The sequence below is a fragment of the Spirosoma migulaei genome (assembly GCF_054776855.1).
In genome coordinates this window covers 54,211-76,173 of the sequence record NZ_BAAHBG010000017.1, presented here as the reverse complement: position 1 = coordinate 76,173, position 21,963 = coordinate 54,211, and the positions used below count along the sequence as shown (strand labels likewise).

At 47.1% G+C, this 21,963-nt stretch carries 20 protein-coding genes; 10 read left to right on the top strand and 10 right to left on the bottom strand.

Annotation, left to right across the window (positions count from 1 at the left end; translation table 11 throughout):
- Window positions 1–80: 80 nt before the first annotated feature.
- Entirely contained in the window at window positions 81–1,328 is a 1,248-nt protein-coding gene (locus ACYVGO_RS19210) for a dicarboxylate/amino acid:cation symporter (RefSeq protein ID WP_460970620.1), read from the bottom strand.
- Between the two features lie 216 nt (window positions 1,329–1,544).
- Window positions 1,545–1,997: an SRPBCC family protein gene (locus tag ACYVGO_RS19205; protein ID WP_460970619.1), complete on the bottom strand. Its 453-nt coding sequence runs from the start codon at window positions 1,995–1,997 to the stop codon at window positions 1,545–1,547.
- 157 nt (window positions 1,998–2,154) lie between these two features.
- On the opposite strand from ACYVGO_RS19205, the gene ACYVGO_RS19200 reads away from it, so the two are divergent.
- The 7 genes from ACYVGO_RS19200 (at window position 2,155) to ACYVGO_RS19170 (ending at window position 10,884) form a co-directional block, all read left to right on the top strand.
- Window positions 2,155–6,156 (top strand): hybrid sensor histidine kinase/response regulator, encoded by a 4,002-nt coding sequence (locus ACYVGO_RS19200; RefSeq protein WP_460970618.1) that lies wholly within the window; start codon window positions 2,155–2,157, stop codon window positions 6,154–6,156.
- 220 nt (window positions 6,157–6,376) lie between these two features.
- Entirely contained in the window at window positions 6,377–6,766 is a 390-nt protein-coding gene (locus tag ACYVGO_RS19195; protein WP_142773420.1) for a LytR/AlgR family response regulator transcription factor, read from the top strand.
- A 335-nt stretch (window positions 6,767–7,101) separates the two neighbouring features.
- Window positions 7,102–7,620: an RNA polymerase sigma factor gene (locus ACYVGO_RS19190; protein WP_460970617.1), complete on the top strand. Its 519-nt coding sequence runs from the start codon at window positions 7,102–7,104 to the stop codon at window positions 7,618–7,620.
- Window positions 7,604–8,389 (top strand): HEAT repeat domain-containing protein, encoded by a 786-nt coding sequence (locus ACYVGO_RS19185; RefSeq protein WP_460970616.1) that lies wholly within the window; start codon window positions 7,604–7,606, stop codon window positions 8,387–8,389. Before ACYVGO_RS19190 ends, ACYVGO_RS19185 begins: the two co-directional genes overlap by 17 nt.
- Before the next feature lie 123 nt (window positions 8,390–8,512).
- A complete protein-coding gene (locus tag ACYVGO_RS19180; protein ID WP_142773423.1) occupies window positions 8,513–9,292 on the top strand; it encodes a DUF4097 family beta strand repeat-containing protein in 780 nt (259 codons plus the stop codon).
- A 24-nt stretch (window positions 9,293–9,316) separates the two neighbouring features.
- On the top strand, window positions 9,317–10,024 hold the full coding sequence (locus ACYVGO_RS19175; RefSeq protein WP_142773424.1) for a DUF4097 family beta strand repeat-containing protein: 708 nt from the start codon (window positions 9,317–9,319) through the stop codon (window positions 10,022–10,024).
- Between the two features lie 128 nt (window positions 10,025–10,152).
- Window positions 10,153–10,884: an endonuclease III domain-containing protein gene (locus ACYVGO_RS19170; RefSeq protein ID WP_460970615.1), complete on the top strand. Its 732-nt coding sequence runs from the start codon at window positions 10,153–10,155 to the stop codon at window positions 10,882–10,884.
- Between the two features lie 75 nt (window positions 10,885–10,959).
- On the opposite strand, the gene ACYVGO_RS19165 is transcribed toward ACYVGO_RS19170, so the two are convergent.
- From ACYVGO_RS19165 to ACYVGO_RS19155, 3 genes are all read right to left on the bottom strand, one after another.
- Window positions 10,960–11,709, bottom strand: a complete 750-nt coding sequence (locus ACYVGO_RS19165) for a hypothetical protein (RefSeq protein ID WP_460970614.1) — start codon at window positions 11,707–11,709, stop codon at window positions 10,960–10,962.
- A gap of 119 nt (window positions 11,710–11,828) precedes the next feature.
- On the bottom strand, window positions 11,829–12,317 hold the full coding sequence (locus ACYVGO_RS19160; protein ID WP_460970613.1) for a hypothetical protein: 489 nt from the start codon (window positions 12,315–12,317) through the stop codon (window positions 11,829–11,831).
- A 110-nt stretch (window positions 12,318–12,427) separates the two neighbouring features.
- Window positions 12,428–13,420 (bottom strand): OmpA family protein, encoded by a 993-nt coding sequence (locus tag ACYVGO_RS19155; protein WP_142773428.1) that lies wholly within the window; start codon window positions 13,418–13,420, stop codon window positions 12,428–12,430.
- Between the two features lie 246 nt (window positions 13,421–13,666).
- Here ACYVGO_RS19155 and ACYVGO_RS19150 point away from each other — a divergent pair, with 246 nt between their 5' ends.
- From ACYVGO_RS19150 to ACYVGO_RS19140, 3 genes are all read left to right on the top strand, one after another.
- Window positions 13,667–14,704 carry a threonine aldolase family protein gene (locus ACYVGO_RS19150; RefSeq protein WP_142773429.1) on the top strand — a complete coding sequence of 346 codons (1,038 nt, stop codon included), beginning with the start codon at window positions 13,667–13,669 and terminating at the stop codon, window positions 14,702–14,704.
- Between the two features lie 148 nt (window positions 14,705–14,852).
- Window positions 14,853–16,454, top strand: coding sequence for a carbon-nitrogen hydrolase family protein (locus ACYVGO_RS19145; protein ID WP_142773430.1), 1,602 nt, complete (start codon window positions 14,853–14,855; stop codon window positions 16,452–16,454).
- 140 nt (window positions 16,455–16,594) lie between these two features.
- Entirely contained in the window at window positions 16,595–17,320 is a 726-nt protein-coding gene (locus ACYVGO_RS19140) for a hypothetical protein (protein WP_460970612.1), read from the top strand.
- Window positions 17,321–17,330: 10 nt separating this feature from the next.
- On the opposite strand, the gene ACYVGO_RS19135 is transcribed toward ACYVGO_RS19140, so the two are convergent.
- The 5 genes from ACYVGO_RS19135 to ACYVGO_RS19115 all read right to left on the bottom strand — a co-directional run bounded on the left by ACYVGO_RS19135 (window position 17,331) and on the right by ACYVGO_RS19115 (window position 21,769).
- Window positions 17,331–18,488, bottom strand: a complete 1,158-nt coding sequence (locus ACYVGO_RS19135; RefSeq protein ID WP_142773432.1) for a DUF819 family protein — start codon at window positions 18,486–18,488, stop codon at window positions 17,331–17,333.
- A gap of 178 nt (window positions 18,489–18,666) precedes the next feature.
- Window positions 18,667–19,341 carry a chitosanase gene (locus ACYVGO_RS19130; protein ID WP_142773433.1) on the bottom strand — a complete coding sequence of 225 codons (675 nt, stop codon included), beginning with the start codon at window positions 19,339–19,341 and terminating at the stop codon, window positions 18,667–18,669.
- A gap of 66 nt (window positions 19,342–19,407) precedes the next feature.
- Complete coding sequence (locus tag ACYVGO_RS19125) at window positions 19,408–20,226, bottom strand: peptidoglycan-binding domain-containing protein (protein WP_460970611.1); 819 nt, start codon at window positions 20,224–20,226, stop codon at window positions 19,408–19,410.
- A 253-nt stretch (window positions 20,227–20,479) separates the two neighbouring features.
- Window positions 20,480–20,878 carry a ribosomal maturation YjgA family protein gene (locus ACYVGO_RS19120; protein WP_460970610.1) on the bottom strand — a complete coding sequence of 133 codons (399 nt, stop codon included), beginning with the start codon at window positions 20,876–20,878 and terminating at the stop codon, window positions 20,480–20,482.
- 12 nt (window positions 20,879–20,890) lie between these two features.
- A complete protein-coding gene (locus tag ACYVGO_RS19115; protein WP_460970609.1) occupies window positions 20,891–21,769 on the bottom strand; it encodes a glycerophosphodiester phosphodiesterase family protein in 879 nt (292 codons plus the stop codon).
- Window positions 21,770–21,963 lie beyond the last annotated feature (194 nt).

Below are 21,963 nucleotides of genomic sequence, written 5' to 3'. Positions count from 1 at the left end.
ACTAAAAAGTAATTACATCCCCAACCTACGAAATCAGCCGGGAATACCCATACAATAGCCCCTAAACTTTTCTCGATTTATCAAGCGGTAACTTCATCAGTTTCAATGGGCTGCCTCCTGAACTCCCCTTCCCACTTGGAAATTACACAGGTGGCTACAGCATTACCCGCAACACTGGTAGCCGAGCGTCCCATATCAAGCACCTGGTCGATTCCCAGCAACAGCGCCAGCCCTTCGATCGGCAAATTGAATAACGACATGGTGCCGGCAATAACAACCAAAGAAGCTCTGGGGACACCCGCAATTCCTTTGGAGGTAATCATTAACGTAAGCATCATGGTAATTTGCTGTTCGAGGCTCAGGGGCACATGATATGCCTGCGCAATGAAGGCCGTAGCAAACGTCATATACAGCATCGACCCATCGAGATTAAACGAATAGCCCAGTGGCAGTACAAACGAAATAATCCGCTCGGAACAGCCAAATCGACGTAACGCTTCAATCGTTTGCGGAAACGATGCCTCTGAACTGGCCGTACTAAAGGATAGAATAACGGCGGAGCGAATTTCTTTCAGCAAAGCGAAATACGGGATTCCTACCACCAAACATATAACCGCCAAAACCACGAAAATGAAGAACAGCAGCCCGCCGAAAAAGCATAAAATCAGATACACATATCCTCCCAGAATACCCAGACCCTGTTGGGCTACAATAGCTGCAATAGCCCCAAGTACACCAAAAGGTGCAAAAGCCATTACATAGCTGGTAATTTTGAACATAATGTGCGAGAGCGCATCCAGCGCTTTTATCATGATTTTGCCCTGTGCCCCTACAGCGCCTACAGCAATACCGAAAAAGATACTGAACACCACAATCTGAAGAATTTCATTCGTCGCCAGTGCCTCAATAAAGCTGGTTGGCACAATGTGCTCAATAAATGTATTGAACGACATTTTCTGTACTGCTACACCAACATCAGTCCCTTTAGCAGGTAACTGGGGAATATTCATCACTTCGCCAGGTCTCATTATGTTGACCACCAGCAAGCCAACAACCAATGAAAGAATAGTAGCAAAATAAAAATACGCAAGGGTTTTTAGTCCAATTCGTCCAACGGTCCCAAAATCGCCAAGTTTAGCGATTCCCACAACCAGTGTAGCGAATACAAGGGGCCCAATAATCATCTTGATAAGCCTCAGGAAAATCTTGGACAGGATATTCAGGTCACTACCCGAAAAACCAGAGCCTGTATCCGGGAAAAAATAACCAATAGCAATACCGAGCACCATGCCCAGAAAAATTCGTGTAGTTAAGTTGGGAAGTTTCATGCAGTGAGATTAAAAGACACTAGTATACAAAGTTAACGTAGTCCATGCAGTTCCGAAAATACGGCTGCATTGGTTACAAAGCCAGAATTATACCGTTTTTTCAAATCGATTAATAAACAGTTAAGCCAAAAACGCCTTTTTTTTGCATGTTTAGCTTCCATGACGTATTATGCGACTAAATCAGTGGACTAAATCAACAAAACCATTGAATCAGAATCAATTGAAGACCCGCCGGTAAATTGGCTTTCGGTATGCAAATTGTAACCAAAGGACCGGATAAAATAGATAATTGGTCAATAAAAATGGGGTTTTAAATGTGATATCGTCGATTATAATGGTTTGTTCACTGCCCGTCTGGAGGTCAACGGAACGGCGAAGACCATGGCGATGTTTCCAATGGGAAAGGAAAAAGGGGAGTTGGGTGCCCTGATCAATAAAATAAATTTCCTCCTGACCTGTTTGCTGATCAACAATCAGACTGATCCAGTCCTGCTGGAAGAACAGAAAATTTAGCTGTAGATGAACCACATCACCCCGTAGGCACCCATCAAAGCGAACGACTTTCACCGGTGGAAACGCTGGCGTAAGCCTTTCGAACAGGGCACGCGTAAAGCCAGCCCAAACAGCAAGCAAGGGTTGGTTAACCCTGGTTTTAAGAACAATATGCATAACAGGTGCAGGAATTGTGGAGCGGAAAGCAAAAGAATACAGTTACCTTTCACGAAATAAGACTCTTTTCGAGTTGCCGAAAGCGACTAAAGGTAGATATTTGTTCGTTCATATTTCGCTTTATCCAAGCCCATCTGGGCATACTCATGATCAGTTTATGCACCGACTTACTCGCCGGTTAGTTTGTTGGCTGATTATTGGACTGCTCGGTTTAGTAAGGCAGGTGAGTGCCGCTGCCCCTGAACCAGAATACCTAACCGTACGAAATGGCTTACCGCAGGGATTCGTTAACTCGATTATTCAGGATCGGGGCGGATTTATCTGGCTGGCAACGCGCGATGGGCTCTGCCGATACGATGGCATTCGGTTTCGCATTTATACCCACGATCCTCAGCAGGCCCAATCATTATCCTTCAGCAGCATTTACGAGATTCAGGAAGATCGTAGGGGCAAACTCTGGATTCGAACCGAAAATAACCAAATTGACTGCTTTGACCCGGTTACAGAGCGATCAACTCGAATTTCTAACTCGCCTGCCTTTAAACAGGCATTAGGTCGCGACCAACTCGTTGGCATAAAGCCCGATCAGGCGGGTAACGTTTGGGTGGCTACCTATACGAATGGCTTTTTCCGACTCAATGCCAATGGAACGGTCTCGCACCGGCACTGGGTTGCGCAGGGGGATACGAATTATCACCTGATCCACTCACTCGTAGTTGACCGAACAAACCGCCCCTGGTTGGCAACCCAGGATGGGCTAGTTCGATATAATCCTGCGTCAGCACAACTCGATCTCTTTCAGGAAGCACAGGGCTTACCCCAAAATGAGGTTTACAGAGTACATGAACGAAAAAACGGCGAATTACTTCTGGGCTTTCCGGGCCAGTTTGCCCGCTTCGATCCCGTAAGTGGCCGTGTTCGACAACTGATTACCCTTCCTGATGAACCCGGCCTACCGTTGTTCGCAACGGACCAGAGGGGAATCGACTACATTAATCAAAACCGCTATACCGATCAGAATGGCCTGGTTCCGTTATGGCCCGATCGGACGCTGGAGTCGCCTAAGCTAGCCCGCTTCTCGGCATTGTCACTATTAATAGACCGCTCAAATGTGCTCTGGATGGGTCTTAACGGTGACGGAGTGATAAAATATGATCTGAATAAACGTCCGTTCCAAACCTGGCCATATACCAGCAATTTCCAGACCGACTGGTTAAGTCAGCAGTGGGATGTTCCAAGAGATGCGATTCCTGCCGACATTCGCCAGCAATCGCCTGCGGGTATTCGATACCAGTTCGACCGGCGTAAAACGCTCTGGATTAGCAGTCAGCAAACCATTCCCTATCGTTTTGATGCCTCCAGTAGGGCATTTGTTCCGGTGCTACCAACTGGCATTGAAACCCGCTGGCTCCCGAACGGCGAGTTCCGTCTAACCACGCTGGCAGCCGGGGCACAAGGTGAGCTCTGGGGCTTACTTGGCCCTACGAATCAGGTGATCGTACGTCATAATCCCGATCTGGCAACCTTTACCGCCTTTCCGCTACCCCTCCCCCCTAACCATCCTTACGAGATTACAGCGATGGTAGTTGATGGGGGGCGGATTTACCTGGCTACCGAAAATCATGGGCTACTCCGGGCCGACCTATCGCAAAAACGACTTATTCACTGGAACAATATAATGGGCAATCCGAAATCCTTACCCGGAAACGCTCTATTATGCCTGGCCCAGGATCCGCTTCAGTATAAGTATCTCTGGATAGGAACATTTGGCGAAGGGCTCTGCCGACTTAATAAAATGACTGGCCAGATTCAGCGGTTTACGGTTGGGCAAGGCTTATCGAATAATGTCATTTACGCAATCAGACCCGATAGTAATGGACACCTATGGCTAAGTACCAATAGAGGCCTTTGCCGCTTTGATGCCCGCTCCAACGAAGTGCGGAATTATATGACCGACGATGGGCTCCCAAGCGAAGAATTTAAGCAGTACTATGATGTAACCCTACCAGATGGCAGGCTCATTTTTGGTGGTATTGGCGGTTACACGGCCTTCGACCCGCGCCAAATCAGCGAGGACCCGATGAAGCCCACTGTGGCGCTCACGGCACTACGTATCAATAACCTGCTGGTAAGCGCAACTACACCAGATTCCCCTATTCAGAAGGACATCAACGAGACAACGGAGATCGTTTTAACAAACCGTCAAAACTTCCTATCCATTGATTTTGCCGCTCTTGAATTTAATCAAACCCATAAAAATCAGTACCGGTATAAATTAATTGGGCTCGATAAAGACTGGGTCTATAGTGGTAATCAGGCCACGGCAACTTACACAAACCTCCCCCCAAACACTTACACATTTGTTGTTAATGCCTCGAATACGTCTGGCGTATGGAGCCCCAACATACATTCATTGCGATTGATTATAGAGCCGCCGATTTGGGCAACGTGGTGGGCCTACACGCTCTATGGACTGCTGCTGATTGGCGCGTTAGTTCTCTATCTCCGAGTCCGAATCCGTCGTATTCAGCAGAAAAGTCAGATGGAGCTTCGCGAGCAGGAGTCGATTCAGTTAAAACACCTGGATGCCGTTAAAACACGGTTCTTTGCCAATATCACCCACGAGTTCCGAACTCCCCTTACCTTAATTCTAACACCGTTAGAACAGGTATTAAATGATACGACTAACTCACCTTATCACAGTCGGCTTACGCTTATTTACCGGAATGCCAACCGGCTCCTGCGACTGATCAATGAGCTGCTCGATCTGGCAAAACTCGATGCAGGAAACCTGACTATTACCCCAACTCCTGCCGATTTGCCCGAGTTTATCCGACGAATTGTGACGGTCTTTACAGAAGAAGCACAACGGAAACACATTCTATTGCAGTTAACTGACCAATTCAAACAGCCCTACTATTGGTTCGACCCGGATAAAATCGAAAAAATTCTAAGTAATCTTTTATCGAATGCGTTAAAATTCACGGAGGAAAACGGCTCCGTGAATGTGTTGATTCACGTTGAACCTATTGATCCAACCGTAGCCAGTTCCGCGAAAACGGATTTAGTTCGCTTAACGGTTCATAATACTGGATCGAAGATTCCTGACCAGAAATTACCCCGTATTTTCGACCGATTTTATCAGGCAGATCCTCTCGAAGGAGCTATGGGTGGATCAGGTATTGGCCTGGCTTTGGTAAAAGAGTTAGTTGAGATGATGCAGGGTACGGTTAAGGTAACGAGTCTGCCGGATAAGGGCACTAGCTTCACAGTTGAGCTACCCTGCCGTCAGGCACGTGCTGAACTTGTTGTACAAACTCCTCCCAATGAGCCCTCATCAACAACGGCCCCTGGGCAAGCTCCGGTTAGTCCAGACTCTACAGATGATAAACTACATCGGATATTATTGGTAGAAGATAACGACGAACTAGCCGAATACATAGCCTCCACGCTGAATACCGAATGGCGGGTTAAGCGGGTCAGTAATGGCCAGTTAGGGGTTACAACCGCCATTGCTGAAGGTCCTGATTTAATCATAAGCGATGTGCTGATGCCCGAAATGGATGGCTATGAACTCTGCCGACAACTGAAGGCCAATCCGGTTACAAGCCATATCCCTATCATTTTACTCACGGCTAAAGTATCTGTAGAAAGCCGATTGGAAGGATTAACCGCCGGTGCAGATGATTATTTAGCAAAACCTTTTCAGGTTGATGAGTTACGCGGGCGGGTTAGAAACCGGCTGGATCAGCAATCGCGCACCCGTCAGCATTTCCGGTCGCAGTTGTTACGGGAAGGCAACCTGCCTACAACTAGCCTGGACCCTCAGGATGAGTTCATGAATCGGGTCTATAGCATCCTGGAAGAACGGCTGGATGACTCCACATTCGGTGTTGAACCACTGGCTACAGCCATTGGCATGAGCCGTATGCATCTGAACCGGAAAGTTAAAGCAATGACTGGCCTATCGCCGAATGAACTAATCCGAATTGTACGACTGAAACGGGCAGCGGAGTTGTTACTAACGGGCGTATCTGTATCGGAAGTGGCCGACCGGGTAGGCTTCGATACACCTGCTTATTTCTCCAAAGTTTTTAAAGATCAGTACCACCTGACCCCCTCTGAATACGTCGATCAAAACCGGCACGAAATTGCCTGACGTCACGCTCATTCTAGAGATACGTTGCTTTTTTCGCACTTTAGGCACCTCCTGGCCTTCTTTGAGTAGCATTTGTTCCCTTATTAACAAGTGATCATACCTGATGTTACAAATTTTATAGTCCTTGTTACGAAAGAGCAAGACAAGGGAAGTCATTGGGTTTAGTATTGCGTAAGTATTCTTTCATCATTACTCTGAAAAGTAATACACGCCTATGTCAATGTCTGTCTTTTCTTTATCCAATCGATCCATGCCAACGGATTGGCCTCCGCTAAAACTCTACCTTCGTGAAACGGGTCGCCAGTTTTTTTCTGTATCGGACTTAGTGTATCTACAGGCAGTTGCTAACTATAGCTGGTTAAACTGGGCAGATGGTCGCCGAATGTTAATGCCCCGAACGCTGAAATATTATTCGCCCCAGCTTCCTACCGAATTGTTTATCCGGCTTCATCGAAACTGTGTTGTTAACCGTCAGTTTGTGGAGCGCCTGGAGCGTACAGAAACCGGCGGATTAGTTCACTTAAGTACGGGTGATGTACTCCCTGTGTCACGTCGGCGCTGGAGTCTGGTTCGGCGTCAACTGGCAAGCCATCGGTCTTACCTAAGTTAATTAGTTATTACCTCTTATAAAGAGACCTTTCTCTTGAATTTTCTGGCTCACAGTAGCTGGTACAATTCAGGAGAAAGGTCTTTTTTGTTTGCCTTTTCTGGCGCAGGTCGATTTAGTGTTCCAGTTGCTATAAACAGTTGACCCCATCGGGGTCAAGTCCATTGAGTGAAGCTACTTCGTACATAGCTTGTCAAAGATAATTGTCCACAGAGGCACAGAGAACACAGAGAAATAAGCGTCTGATTACCTCTGTGTTCTCTATGCCTCCGTGTTCAATAAAAATAATTTGAATCAATTTGTAATGTTTCCCCGGCCCAATCGTCTATGTGATTGATATGGATTTACAACTGTTCAAACAACGCATACTTCCGGTTCAGGGCCGCCTATTTCGGCTGGCTCAGTTGTTTCTTCGTAACCGCGAAGAAGCAGAGGATGCCTTACAGGATGTGTTGCTCCGGCTTTGGACAAATCGGCAACAGTTAGATGCCTATCATAGTGTAGAGGCTCTGGCGGTTCAGATGACAAAAAACCTGTGTCTGGATCGACTAAAGTCACACGCTAAACAAAAGACGACCGATGACACAGCTTTGCTGGGACTGGCAGGAGAAGAAATCTCGCCTTACCGACAAGTAGAATTAGCCGATAGTGCCGAGTTGATCCGGCTGTTAATAGATGAGCTGCCCGATCAGCAAAAGCTCGTCTTGCATCTGCGGGATGTAGAAGAATATTCCTTTGAGGAAATCGAACAGGTTACCGGCCTGAGTGTCAATAATATTCGAGTGATTTTGTCACGGGCCCGTCAGCGCCTGCGCGAAAATTACCTAAAAGCCAACGACTATGAATCAGGACATTGAAAAGCTACTGGAGAAATACTACGAGGGGGAGACTAGCCTGCAGGAAGAAAAACAGCTGCGGCAGTTTTTTCAGCAGGAAGCTGTACCGGCTCATTTGCAAAGTCATGCTGCTCAGTTTAGCTATTTCGCAAACGCCCGAAATTCGCACCCTTCGCTTGCCTTTACAACTCAGCTAGCCACGAAATTAAGTGCGCCGGAGCCGGGTCGGGTTATAAGTCTGACAAGCTGGAGCCTTCGATTAGCCGCCAGTGTGGCCTTGCTTATCTTTGGATTCAGCGCTGGCTTGTTTTATGCGCAACGCCGGTTCAGCTCAACGGATTTGGCCGCATCTGCAACCGATGCACCCTCAGCTATGGCAATGAAAAAGGTGCTTAGGTTTGAGCAACTAACAAAGACATCGGCTAGTGAACGTATTCAGGCGGTCAATCAAAGTTACGACCTCAAGCAGGCCGATCAGGAGATTACGCAACTACTCATCAATACGCTGAACTTCGATGCGAATGTGAACGTACGGCTGGCGGCATGTCAGGCACTGATTCGCTTCGAAAACGAGCCCGATGTGCGAGAAGCACTGATTCAGTCACTCAAAATCCAGACAGATCCCAATATTCAGATTACCCTGATCGACGCGCTGGTAGCCATTAAAGAGAAACGGGCCGTCAACGAAATTCAGCGATTAGTTCAGGATCAGAAAGTGCTGGATGTGGTGCGCCAGAAAGCCGAAGAAGGCATTAACCAGTTAACCCACGAAGCAACTACACCCTCCTAAAAACTTGATAACAAAATGATTCTATTAATTCCAGGCTTCCATAGAATCAATAGAATTTAAAGCCCTCCAATCAGTAAACAAACACAAGTCAATTACCTTAAACAACCGCCCTGGCGGACTAGTATGAAAAAGCTCCTAATGTTGAGTGCAGGATTCCTATGCCTTTTAATGAACGCGCAGGCTCAGGAATACAAAACCAAATTGACGAATTCCAAAGACCACAAAGTGACACTTGAGATCGACGCGGGCGACATCAAGATTGAAGGACACAACAGCGATGACGTCATTATTGTAGCATCGTCAGGCTACGAAGCACCGCCCGAACGCGCAAAAGGGCTGAAACCTCTCTACTACCAGGCGGTTGATAACTCAGGCATTGGCTTGGCGGTAACCCCTGAAAATGGCGGGTTGAAAATTGAAAAAGCCACTCGGAAAGCAATTAAATACACTATTAAGCTGCCCCGTAAAGTGGCCATTCTGTATCAGCAAACCAACTGGCAGAGTGCTGGCGTTGCCATCAGCAACATGGATGGCGATCTGGAAGTACGCACCAACAATGGGTCGATCGACCTTATAAATGTAACGGGTCCTATCGTAGCCAACACCACAAACGGCGAAGTAAAAGTTGTGTATTCAAGTCTGAGCCAGGAAAAGCCGACGGCCATCTCAACCATTAACGGCCCTATCGACATTACCATGCCTGCCAATTCTAAAGCCAATCTCAAACTCCGGTCGATTCAGGGCGAAATGTACACCGATTTCGACCTTGGTATGAAAGCCTCCAAAGAAGGTATGCCAAGAGTTGGAGGAGGTAATAACATCGACGGTAGCACCAACGGTGGCGGGGTTGAGGTCCAGCTCAAGACTATCAACAGCAATATCTACGTACGTAAGCAAAAGTAAGCCACCTTTATTTCCTCTACTCGTATGAAAAATCCCTTAATCCTGTTTTTACTTGGGCTGCTGAGTTTGCTGGTTCAGCCAATCTTCGGGCAAAAAATCATTGAAAAAACCTTGCCCGTAACCGCTGACCAAACGGTAAACCTCAATCTGAAATTTGCCGATAGCATCAAAGTCCGCTACTGGGACAAGCCAACGGTAACCGTTCGCATTGAGGTAACCATTAACGGAGGCAGGCTTAACGATGCGCTGCTGGTAACTACCGGATCTACTTCTCAGGAGGTCAGTATTAAAACGGATTTCGACAAGGAGATGATCAAGCAGGGTAAGGCAGAAGACTGCCCCGACCAGCGTCACTCCTGGAGTTCTGATCAGGATGGTAAACGGTATTACGTATGTAGTACGCTCAACTATGAGGTATTTGTACCGCGCCAAGCCCAGTTGAAGCTAGAAACCATCAATGGCAATATCGATATTCAGGGCGCAACGGGACCCGTATTTGCCAAAACCATCAGTGGGTTCGTAGATATGAGCTGGCCCAAATCCAAAGGAGCAAACGTGGCCATGAAAACCATTACCGGAGAAGTCTATTCGGATATGGACATCAGCTTCAAAAACAAGAAGGAAAAAAATCCAATTGTGGGCTACCAGTTAGAGGGAAGCGTTAACGGTGGCGGGCCAAAAGTGCAGCTGGAGTCGATCAGCAACAATATTTATCTACGTAGAAAAGATTGAGTTCGTCATTATTAGTGAGATTATGATAGTATAAGGCTACTGCCGTTCACCAACTGGTGGAAACATTCTCGAGCAGGCTGGGTTCAAACAGGTACACATTCGTAGCCGTTTAACCCAGCCTGTTTTGTATGCAGCCCAGTTCCAGTTTAGCCCATAAAACACAAGACGCCCATGAGCGACTGAATGAGGTATATGACATGCAGGAAATACATGGGTATTCAGATCCGATGCATGAGCTAATTGGCACTATTTTGTCGCACCGCACGACGCATGCGAATGAAGTATTGGCTTATCGCACAATGCGGGAACGATTTCCAAGCTGGGAACAGGTTCGGGATGCCCCCCTCCCCGACCTGATTAACGCCATACAGTCAGCGAATTACCCCGAAATCAAAGCGCCTTATATACAAAATCTGCTGACACATCTTTTTCGGGAAACGGGCGCGGCCAACGTTGATTTTCTGGGTGATTTGTCAACAGAAGAAGCCATGACCTGGCTAACGAGTCTTCCTGGAATTGGATTAAAGACCGCAACGATTCTGCTTCTCTTCAAATTCCACAAACCTGTACTGCCCGTTGATACGCATGTTCATCGGGTTACGCAACGGCTAGGATTAATTGGCCCCAAGGTGAGTGCTGAAAAAGCGCATGCGATTTTACTGGCCTACCTGCCACAGGATCCACTGGTATTGTTTAATTTTCACAAGCATTTTTACTGGCATGGCCAGCGGGTATGCACCTGGTATTATCCAAAATGCAGCGACTGTGTTTTACAGTCGATATGCGATTTTTATCAATCAGGGGGAACTGCGTTACTGAGTAGCACGCCCATTCGGAAGCAGAAGTTAGCCAATCCATGACCACCTCGTTATCTACCACAAGGGCCTGTCCATACGCATGGACAGGCCCTTGTGGAACTGGTTAACGCAGGAACCTTAGCGTTTGCTACCGTATTTCCGGTCGTAAAACTCTTTCGATTGTTCGACCCAGTTGTCGCGCTCAATGCGGCCGGGGAAGAATTCGATGATTTCATTGACCTTGTCAATATCTTCTTTCGTAAAATTAGCGACCTGCCGAAATGTGTAGATGCCCAGACTATGGAGTTTACGTTCCAGAAATGGCCCAATGCCTACAATATCCTTTAGGTCGTCTGCCTCAGAGGCTGCAGCCCGCCCAATTCGATCGAAATTTATCTCACTCGCACGCGATGCAATCCGATTCAATACGGCAGCCTCTGAATTACCAGTTGTTACCGTAGCCTCAAGAGGCATTGGCGAACCAACTGGGGATAACTCCGGAGACGGTACAACCACAGGCGGCACCACAACCACCGGCACATCAACCGAGGCACTACCGACTAGTGGCGCTTCCACTACATCAATTGGATCGGGCGTATCATCGAAACTAATGGCGGGTAGTAACGGATCAGCATGGACAAAGGCAGGTGGTGTTTCTACAACAGGTACCGAACGAACTGGCGGTACTACAGTTGCCTTCCCAGCTACTTTTGACCGGCGGCATTCTTCCAGCTCACTCTCTTTATCCGCTATCGATGCCCGTAGCGAACGGATACGGCCCGCGGGTATCAATCGGCCCAACAACCAACCAATAAAGGCGGCAAGTGAGAGTAAAAGTAGTATTTCGGTGATGGCCACCGGACGACTAAAGGGATCTAATCCAAACATGACGGGATTGAAGTTTAAAGGGGGTTATAGCTTTGAGGTTTACAGTATTCGGTTTACGGCCCAATGAAACTAGAAATGCGGTAGCCACCGTAAACTGAAAACCGTAAACTGATCATTCATTACTTTTTTGCCAGTTCAGTTGCCTGACCAACCCAATTGTCTCGCTCGATACGTCCCGGAAAGAACTCGATAATATCGTTAACTTTCTCAATGTCCTCCTGATTGAAATTGGCAATCTGCCGGAACGTATAGATACCGATGGCATGTAATTTCTTTTCCAGAAATGGCCCAACGCCAACAATGATTTTCAAATCATCGGCATTAGCAGCCGAGGCCAGACCAATCCGGGCAAAGTTGACTTCATTAGCCCGGGCGCGAATCCGATTCAGCACGATCGTTTCGCCATCTGCTACTGGACCGGCAGCAACTGGAGCCCGCAGGCAGTCATCAACGGCACGCTCGGTGCTGGCCAGTTCACCTTCCAGTTCCCGGATGGTTCGCTGCCGGGAAATATAGCCAATTATAAACCCCAGCACGGCCGACACGATCAGCATAATTCCTAGCTGCAGTTGGGCATCGGGCAGGTTTAATGGATTCATAGTAAACATAATTCTTGCCTGTTTATGGTTATTCGTTTCTGGTTTGATGATTCTATTGCCAAGTTTTAGCAGATCTACTGGGCGGAACATGTACCATCAAACCGGAACCAAGTTTAGTTTTATTGAACGACTACCGTTACACGCCGATTGGCCTTACGGCCCGATATTGTACTGTTATCAGCCTTAGGCTCCGTTTCGCCTTTAGCCTTCACATTAATCTGATCCGAGTCGATACCGGCTTTTCGTAATTTCGACTTCACATCATTGGCCCGATCGAGGGATAAGCGCCTATTCACTTCATCAGGACCGGAATTGTCGGTATGGCCAGTTAGCAGGAGCTTTTTGTCTTTGTGAGCAGCCAGGTATTTAGTGGCCTCCTCGAAGAATTTTTTTGTTTCTCCCGTTTTAATGTAGTTAGCCTCACCCAGTGGGAAGTAGAGATCGATAGGCTTAAATACAGACGTAAATTTTTCGGCTTCAGCTAACGCTTTCTCTGTCGTTGGCTCCGTAATCTTGATTGGTTCGGCTGGTTTTTCAGCAGGCTTTTCCGTCACGGCGGGTTCATCAGCAGGTTTTACTTCGTTAGCCTCTCCCCCAAAACCAAAATAAAGTCCACCCCTAAGTGAGTCACCTTTGGCTGTAAATGGCAGATTGCGTTCCTCCCCTTTGGTTGTAATTGACCCAGCAGGAATACCCTGTTGTACTAAATATTGCTTGATTCCTTCAGCCCGAGCCAGACCCAGATTTGGGAAACTGGTTGTGTTGGTTTCGCCCGGTGCGTAGTAACCTGTCAGTTCGAGCGTTCGGCCGGGATTCTCTTTCAGGTAGGTAATAAGCGTTTCCAGCGACCCTCCCAGGCTATTCATATTAGCATTGGCTCCCGATTTAGCAAAGTCAAAATTGCCGGGAAGATCCAACCGAAAGCGTGTACCATCGGCAATCGTAAAGGCATCGGCGCCAGGGGGCGTCGTCTCTATGGTTGTTTCGGTTGAGGCTGCCGAGGGATTGATATCGTCACCGCATAGCTGCTTAATTTTGCAGACATGCCACCAGGTCGAGCCGATCATCCACAGAACGAGAAGGACGATCCAGGGAGCTTTGTTTGTTAGCATAATAAAGGTAGGGGGTTTACAGACACCGAATTTTCGGATTCCTGATTGAGACGGAATTGAACGAAAAGGTTGCTCAAAAATACATGCAAGTGCTATAAATGCAAGACTATCAACGTTTTTGACAGTATTTACAGCAAACTTCAGTTCTAAACAGATTTAAGCTGTCCACTCAGGGTTTCAAGTTGGCGCTTAATTTATCAACTTTAGGGCTTTAAACTGCATCAACCTGATTCTTGAATTCTTAAAATGCTAATTGATCTTCGTAGCGATACGGTTACACAACCTACGCCCGCCATGCGCGAGGCTATGTTTACAGCGCCCCTTGGGGATGATGTGCTTGGCGATGACCCAACAGTAAATGCCCTGGAAGCCAAAGCAGCTTCGCTCTTTGGTATGGAAGCCGCTCTCTTCTGTGCATCGGGCACCATGACCAACCAACTCGCCATTCGTACCCACACACGGCCCGGTGATGATGTTATCTGCGATTACCTGTCGCACGTGTATCAGTACGAAGGTGGAGGCATTTCAGTGAATTCATTAGCCTCCACCAGTCTGGCGCATGGCGAACGGGGCAAGCTCACTCCTGAGCTGATCCGTGAGCATATCTATAGCCCTACCGATTCACACAAACCGCTTTCCCGACTGGTTGTCCTGGAAAACACGGTCAATAAAGGGGGCGGCTGTTATTATACCATCCCCGAAATTGCCGCGATCAAACAACTCTGCACCGAACAGGGTTTGATTCTGCATTTAGATGGTGCCCGACTTTTCAATGCACTTGTCGAAACCGGTGAACCTACCACAGCCTACGGACAGTTATTTGACTCTATCAGTATTTGCCTGTCGAAAGGTCTGGGTTGTCCGGTGGGGTCGCTCCTGCTCGGAAAAGCAGATGTCATTAAACAGGCTCGCCGTTTCCGTAAACTAATGGGCGGAGGCTGGCGGCAGGCAGGTTTTCTGGCCGCAGCGGGCATCTACGCACTCGATCACCACATTGACCGATTGAAACTGGATCATTCGCGCGCCCGTAAAATTGGGGCCATTCTCGAACAACTCCCCGAAGTACTGGAAATCCTGCCCATTGATACCAATATCGTCATTTTCAGACTTCCAGAAACCATCTTAGCCGCCGATTACGTTCAACAATTAGAGACAAAAGGTATCCGTGGTATCCCCTTTGGTAAACATTTGGTGCGCTTTGTAACGCATCTGGATTTCACCGATAAACATCTTGAGCATTTAGCGACGGTATTAACGCCTTCAACAATTGGGAACACCATCTAATCCAATAAAAAAGCCCCTGCCTATCTTACCGTGGGGTTATTTTTTTTATTTCTGGTGTCTCCATGAAAAGTAGGGTCGCGTTTACGGGTGTCGGAGCGGCTTTCCTTTATCTTTATTACAGACAGTCCAAGAAAGTAAAAGAGCAGTAATGCATATACAAACCAGAACATTACAGAAATCGGACTACCACGACCTCAAAGAAACAATGATTGAGGTATATAGTGGTATTGGCGGGGATTATTGGCCTAAAAGCTCAATTAACAAACTACTCACTATTTTTCCAGAGGGTCAGTTTTGTGTAGAAGTAGATGGCAAGGCAGTAGCCATTGCGCTGGCGATCCGGGTAAAATATGGCGATTTCGGAGATAACCACACCTACTTCCAGATTACGGGTGGCTATACCTTCAAAACTCATAATGATGAAGGCGATTACCTGTACGGTATCGAGGTTTTCGTGCATCCTGACTACCGGGATTTGCGCTTGGGTCGGCGGTTATACGATGCCCGTAAGGAACTCTGCGAGCAGTTGAATCTCAAAGGGATTCTGGCCGGAGGACGCATTCCCAACTATAATAAATTTTCGGACGAGCTGACCCCCCGCGAGTACATTGCCAAAGTGAAACAGAAGGAGATCTATGATCCTACCCTAACGTTTCAGCTTTCCAATGATTTCCACGTAAGAAAGGTGTTGCGGGGGTATCTGCCCGGCGATTCGGAGTCGAAAGAGTATGCAACCTTGTTAGAGTGGATCAACATTTACTATGTGATCGAAAAAGACAAACGGCCGCATACCGATTCCATTATTCGGCTGGGTGTGATTCAGTGGCAAATGCGTTTGTTCAAAAACCTGAACGCTTTTCTGGAACAGGTTGAATTTTTCGTCAATGCCGTCAGCGATTACCGGGCCGATTTTATGGTGTTGCCCGAGTTTTTCAATACTCCGCTCATGGCCGATTTCAACGACCTTCCCGAGCCGGTAGCCATTCGAAAACTAGCCGACTTTACGGTGCCCGTTCGCGAAAAACTTTGCGAGCTGGCCATTTCGTACAATGTCAACATTGTGGGAGGCAGTATGCCACTGGTTGACGACGATGGTAAGCTGTACAACGTAGCCTACCTCTGTCGGCGTGATGGTTCATTTGAAGAATACCGGAAGATTCACATCACGCCCAACGAAGTGAAGCATTATGGTATGGTGGGTGGCTACGAGATTCGGGCGTTCGACACCGACTGTGGAAAAATCGGGATGCTGATCTGTTACGATGTGGAATTCCCTGAGCTGGGCCGCATATTAGCTCAGCAGGGCATGCAAATCCTGTTCATCCCATTTCTAACCGATACCCAGAATGGCTATTCACGGGTACGGCATTGTGCACAGGCGAGGGCTATCGAAAACGAATGTTACGTAGCAATTTCGGGCTGTGTGGGAAACCTGCCGCGTGTACAGAATATGGACATCAACTACGCCCAGTCGGCGGTGTTTACCCCCTCCGATTTCCAGTTTCCAACCAACGCCGTGAAAGCCGAAGCGACTGCCAACACCGAAATGGTACTCATTGCCGACGTTGACCTGAGCTTGTTGAAAGAGTTACACGAACATGGTTCCGTGCAGGTGTTGAAAGACCGCCGGACGGATTTATACGAAGTCACGTTGAAGAAAGCAGCTAAAAAAGCACTAATCAAACAAAAGAAAGCATCGGCCGACAACGACCCGGAACAGGTTGCTCCGGTGATCGTTGTGGCCGATTAGCGTTTCGCCTTCACCAGTTAAAATGCCGTAGTGTTGAGACTACGGCATTTTTTATTTAGTAGGGCAGGCGGAAGCCCGTGTTACTAATTCCAACCCTTTTTCCGTCAATGGTGTCTAGTCATGCATACACACGCCCGGCTATGTTTATCAACCGTTTTGTCGTTATACTTTTCCTGATCGGGGTTTGCAGTTGCCAGCACCAATCAACCCAACCAGCTCCTATTGTACTTAAGGATGCCCCGTGCGATTGTCCGTTTATAAGCGATCAACCAAGCTATACCGTTAACCAGACGCCTGATTCACTAACTCAGTATTACCTGGCCATCTGGAAACGTAAGTTTATTCAGCGCAACGGTCTCGACGACGCCCGTTTTAATGCGGCCATTAAGTACGTCAGCGGGACACTCTTCAATTGGCAGTTAGGGGTTTCCTTTCGGGTCGATTTTATGTATCAACTGGATTGGTTAAGCATCCGTCATCATGAACAGTTTATGGTCTATTATGATCCGGGAACTACCAAAGACTTTGCCATTAGTTTACCCCGTGGCGTCTACCTAACCGAAGCGCAAATTCCTTCGCGTGGACTCTGGGATGATTACCAGCCTATTCAGATTGGCGCCAAGCTGGCGTTTGGTTCCTGTGCAGCAGCCTGCCAGGCCTTGAAAACTAAAACTGGCTTCCCGGTACTTAAACCGAATGGCGTTTCATTTTACCCCTCACTTCAGCTTCCCGCCCTCCCCACTGGCGAACCCTATTTATTTAGTGCGGGAACGATTGATTCAACGATGAACAGATGTGTTTCTGGTCGAATTAATCTGGTAACCGGGTCAGCACAGGCAGAAGAAGGCCCCTGCCGGATTGAATAGCCCTATTAGTTTACCGAAGTAGCTCTGCCACAAGTATACCAAGGTAAGTACCAATGGCATTACCAAGCGTTCCCACCAATACTGCCGGAAGCTGTAAATCAGGCCGATTGAGGCTACGCGCCAATGCCAGCGCGGATGTAGCCCCGCCAATGTTTGCCTGGGAAGCAATACCCAATATATCCCAATCCAGCCGAAAGAACGCGCCGATACCAAATACAATACTAGCGTGAATGAGTACAAGCAACAGAATCATCCCGAACAATACAATGGCCAGTTTTCCATCGTGGAGCAGAGCAGCAATATCACAATACGCGCCAATCACGGCCAGAAAAATATAAATCCCAAAAAGGCCAATTAGCCGACTTCCACGCAGTTTATTGACGACTCGAAACTGAGCTAACACCAGAGCAAACGTAGTCAGGACCAGCACGAACGGAATGACAGGTACTACATCAGCAATTTGTTTAGAAAGAAAAATAGAACCAAACCCCAATGCCAGTAAGATAGCCAGATCATTCGGCGTCATTGTTTCTGAATCCGAGAATGGATCATCATCCACCAATGTTTCCGAATGGGAAGCTTTGCTTGTATCTAGTTGATGGGCCAACTGCTGACGCGGGTAACGTCGTTGAAAAAAACGCGGAAGAGCCAGTGTTGCAATCATCCAGAGTGCCGTCATGATATTATCGGCAGCGGTAGCGGCTACGAACAAATTCCCGGCTTTCGATACGCCGTAATGAAGGGCTACGGCATGGAAATTAATGCCTCCTCCAATGTACGTTCCGGTAAACATTCCCGCCAGTGCAAAGAATAGTTTCCCAACGGTTTGTGGTGCCGCAAAGGCCCAAACACTCACAAAAACGCCGATAATCGTGCCCGCGGAACCGACCAGAAACATCGTTAGCATCGGCAATCCAGCCTGACGAAGGTCTTTCAGGTTTACACTCAACAGTAACAGGAATAATGAAAACGGGGCTATGTAGCTAAAAATGCTTTCGTAAACTGGCGTTTCGGTCGTTGGTATGAGACCCAGATTGGCCTCGATAGCCGTCAGAATAATCACCAGCAAAGCCGTTCCAATATGACGGAAACCGGGCTTTTTATTCAGCCATTCGCAGATGATAATAGTTAAACAAAGAACGAAGAGAATGAAAATAGAGTCAGTCACAGGATGAAGTGATTAAGACTGTAAACTAATCAATCTTCAGCTAAATCTGTGGTATGTTTCTACTTTTACCCCTATTTAATTCTTTCTTCCTACAAAACAGCCAAACGCTACTAAACAAACATATTCGTTTAGTAGCGTTTGGCTATTGATAAACTATTACCTGGTCTATAGCAGGCGATCAGGGCACAACAACACCATGTGCATTCACGGGCTTACTCAGCGTCCAGTTGTCATTTTCTAGTTGAGTTAAGAAACAGCGGGTTCGGTACACTGTGCCGCGAAGGATAATTTTCTTATTCGTGGCCAGCCATTCGTCTCTTGTTTTTACGTACGCTGTTACCCAGGCCTTTTCGTTTCCTCCTCGGGAAGGAGGTCGCTCCGGGAAGCGCTCTCGTAAAAAAGTAGGCACACCCCCAGAGTGAATAAAACTATCGTAGATAACTAATAGGCTAAGCGGCAAGGTAAAGTCAAAGCCCGTAAAAAAGTTCAGCGCTGGCATGTAATAAAGGATGTCGAAAAATTCATCCTGCGTTGACCGCATAATGGCATCCTCTCTGGCCGATTTTCGTAACAGGTCTTTAAATGTAGCATCATCGACCAGAGGCACAGTTCCTATTTTAGTACGATAAGGAACAAAATCATCCGCAAACTTGCCATCACGGTTGATATATAGTTCGATCAATGTTTTCAGATTGCCCTGCTCCGTTGTCTGGCTACGTCCGTACGTAATTTGGCGGGTATTATCTTTCCCATCTTTAAAGATTACCAGCGCATCGTATTTACCTTCGGCGGTGCCCGTTTCAAATACGTTGACGATCTGCTCAATTTTAGATTTTATAGCAACTGTAATCATGGTGTTAGAAACTAAATGATGTGGTTAAAATCTATTTTTTTCGTTTGCTTAGTTACTCAGTATGGATCACACCAGGCTTTCAATAGAGAATACATCGAGCTTCGATTTCCGGAAATTACGCACTCGTTTTAGTACAGCATTTCCATTGTTAGACCCGCCCTCGTTGGTATTCCCCTCAATGGTTTCAAAAATATCATCATCTACTGCCGAAATAATGCCGGCATGTATCCAGTCATGAGGTGCCTGTTGCAGAAGGAAAATATCGCCTGGTTTCACTAAAGAAGGGTCATTTCGAATCTGTGTGTACCGAGAAAGAATTCCCTTTTGCAAACCCGTCATACCAACCGTATCACAGCTATAGGTCAGCGGCATAAGCTTCTTGAAATTTTTTCCCTGTACAGAAGCGGCCTGATCAAGGATAGCCTGTACAAACCCCATACACCAGAACCATTCCGAGCCTTCGTTCCCATCCATATACGCCCGTACCCATGGACCCGAATTTGGCTGCTGATCAATAATCAACTCAAAGGGGCGGTTAACAAGATGGTTTTCGGCAATAGTTAGGATCAGCTCCCGCAATCCAGTACCCTGACTGGTGCCTAAAAAAGCTGCCCGCATTGGGGCCGATAACAAGTCGAATGTGGTCTGGTCCACTAGACCGGTTTCGGCAACACCCTTTGCTTTCTGGAAATTCTTAACAGCCTGTTCTGTTGCTTTCCCAAAATCGCCATCAATCCCTGTAGCGGTAGCCGAACCTGGATGTGACATGGAGAAAAGCGTAAGCCAGGACTGAATTTTTCGAACTTCTTTTCTGGAGTTGCTGGCTCCATTCCGTTGTTGGGTACTACTAATCGTTAATTCGTTTTGAAAGGAGGTCTTTTGCATGGTCGTGGTTTCGATAAGCGGACAAGAATAAGTAAATCAATTGCTTGATTAATCTTACAAAAGCGATCCATATCAACCGTAAATTTTTGAGTAAACGGTATAGGAAAATAGGATTAGGAGAAATGCACATTAATTTACTATCGCGTTCACTATCAGCCAATAACACGAACAGCTCCCAATTGGGAGCTGTTCGAAAATCCTGTCTGTAAAGGAAATTTTAACTGTATAGGCCATTAACCAGCTATTGCGCTGATCAACGCTGATAACGACCTGGAATTAGGAACGTTTCAGCAACAAAACCGATCAAGACACCCAGGCTATAGCAGAGCATATCGCTCCAAACGAATGTAAAACCCAGCACCAGTCCGCCCAGTCGTGTAGCCCGCAGGCTATCAATCCAGGGGGCGTGATACAACTGGCTACTCTCAATGCTGAATGAGAAGATGAGTGTTGCCAGAGCAATGGCTTTGGTGGGCCATCGGGTAAACAGGAAGGCGAAGCCAAAGAATACCATTAATGCCCACAGCACATCGCCTACATAGGTTTTTACAAATGGGATATCCCCCATGAAACGCCTGGAGGCCAAACCGATGAGCAAAACGATCAGAGTCAGTAATCCGTAGGTAGTTCGGTTTCGATGGAAAGAGGACATTTCATAGACTTCTTATTTGTACAGCATCTTCGCTATTTCCAGCGGCCTGTCGGTCGACATAATATCGGCTCCGTTGTCGGCGAATGTTTTATAGACCTGATCACCTTTGGCCGCGGCCTGTTTATCGAGGTTACCAAGGGTACCCAGGATACAGGCAATGCCTTTCTGATGTAGAAATTTATACAAGTCGGCATCGGGTTCTTTGACGCCCACGAAAGCCACCATCCGGTTATCGGGGATGCCTAATTCACGCAGTCGGTCATATTCAGCCTGGTTTCGGATCGTTACCGAAATCATCAGATTTGGATCGAGTTTAGTTAGTTTGGCCGCATCCTGCGCGTTATAGGTAATCACGGCAGCATAGTCGCCCATGCCCGTTTTGTGAATCATGTCCACCACTTTTGCGAAGGATACATTCCGTTTGACATCGAGGGTAAACGTAACTTTGTTCTTGCCCCAACGCAGTACATCTTCGAGCGTCGGAATTTTATAGGGTGTTACGTTGCCCATATTATCCTCCAACCGATACGGGCTTAGTTCCGCGTATGTTTTGTCAATTAGTTTCCCTGTACCGGTGGTTGTGCGGTCGAGGGTGGCGTCGTGCATCATCACCATGACGCTGTCCTTGGTCAGGTCGATATCGCATTCAATAATGACTGGACGATTTGGCTTCCCTATGGTTTTTGCCATGTAGGCAAACGATTCGATACAGTTTTCAGGATAACCCTTCAGATCGCCCCCACCCCGGTGCACCGAAATCTTTACCTCCTGATTGGGTTTATAACTGAAGAATTCGTAGCCCTTACCAGATGAGATGTTGGTATAAGTCTTTGGGGAACAGGTAATCAGGCCGAAACTAAGGCCTAGAATGATAAATTGTTTTGTGGTCATTCTTGTTGCTGATGATATGATCAGGGCGTGTTCTGGAACCGTTCTGATAAAGTGGATTGTTGAAAGATAGACCGCAGATTGTTATGATTTTTATGATCATTCTGATTTAAGGAAAAATCATAATCAATCATAAAGATCATAACAATATGTGTTCGATAATATGCCGTAAAAATAAGGCAACTAGTTAGAACAAC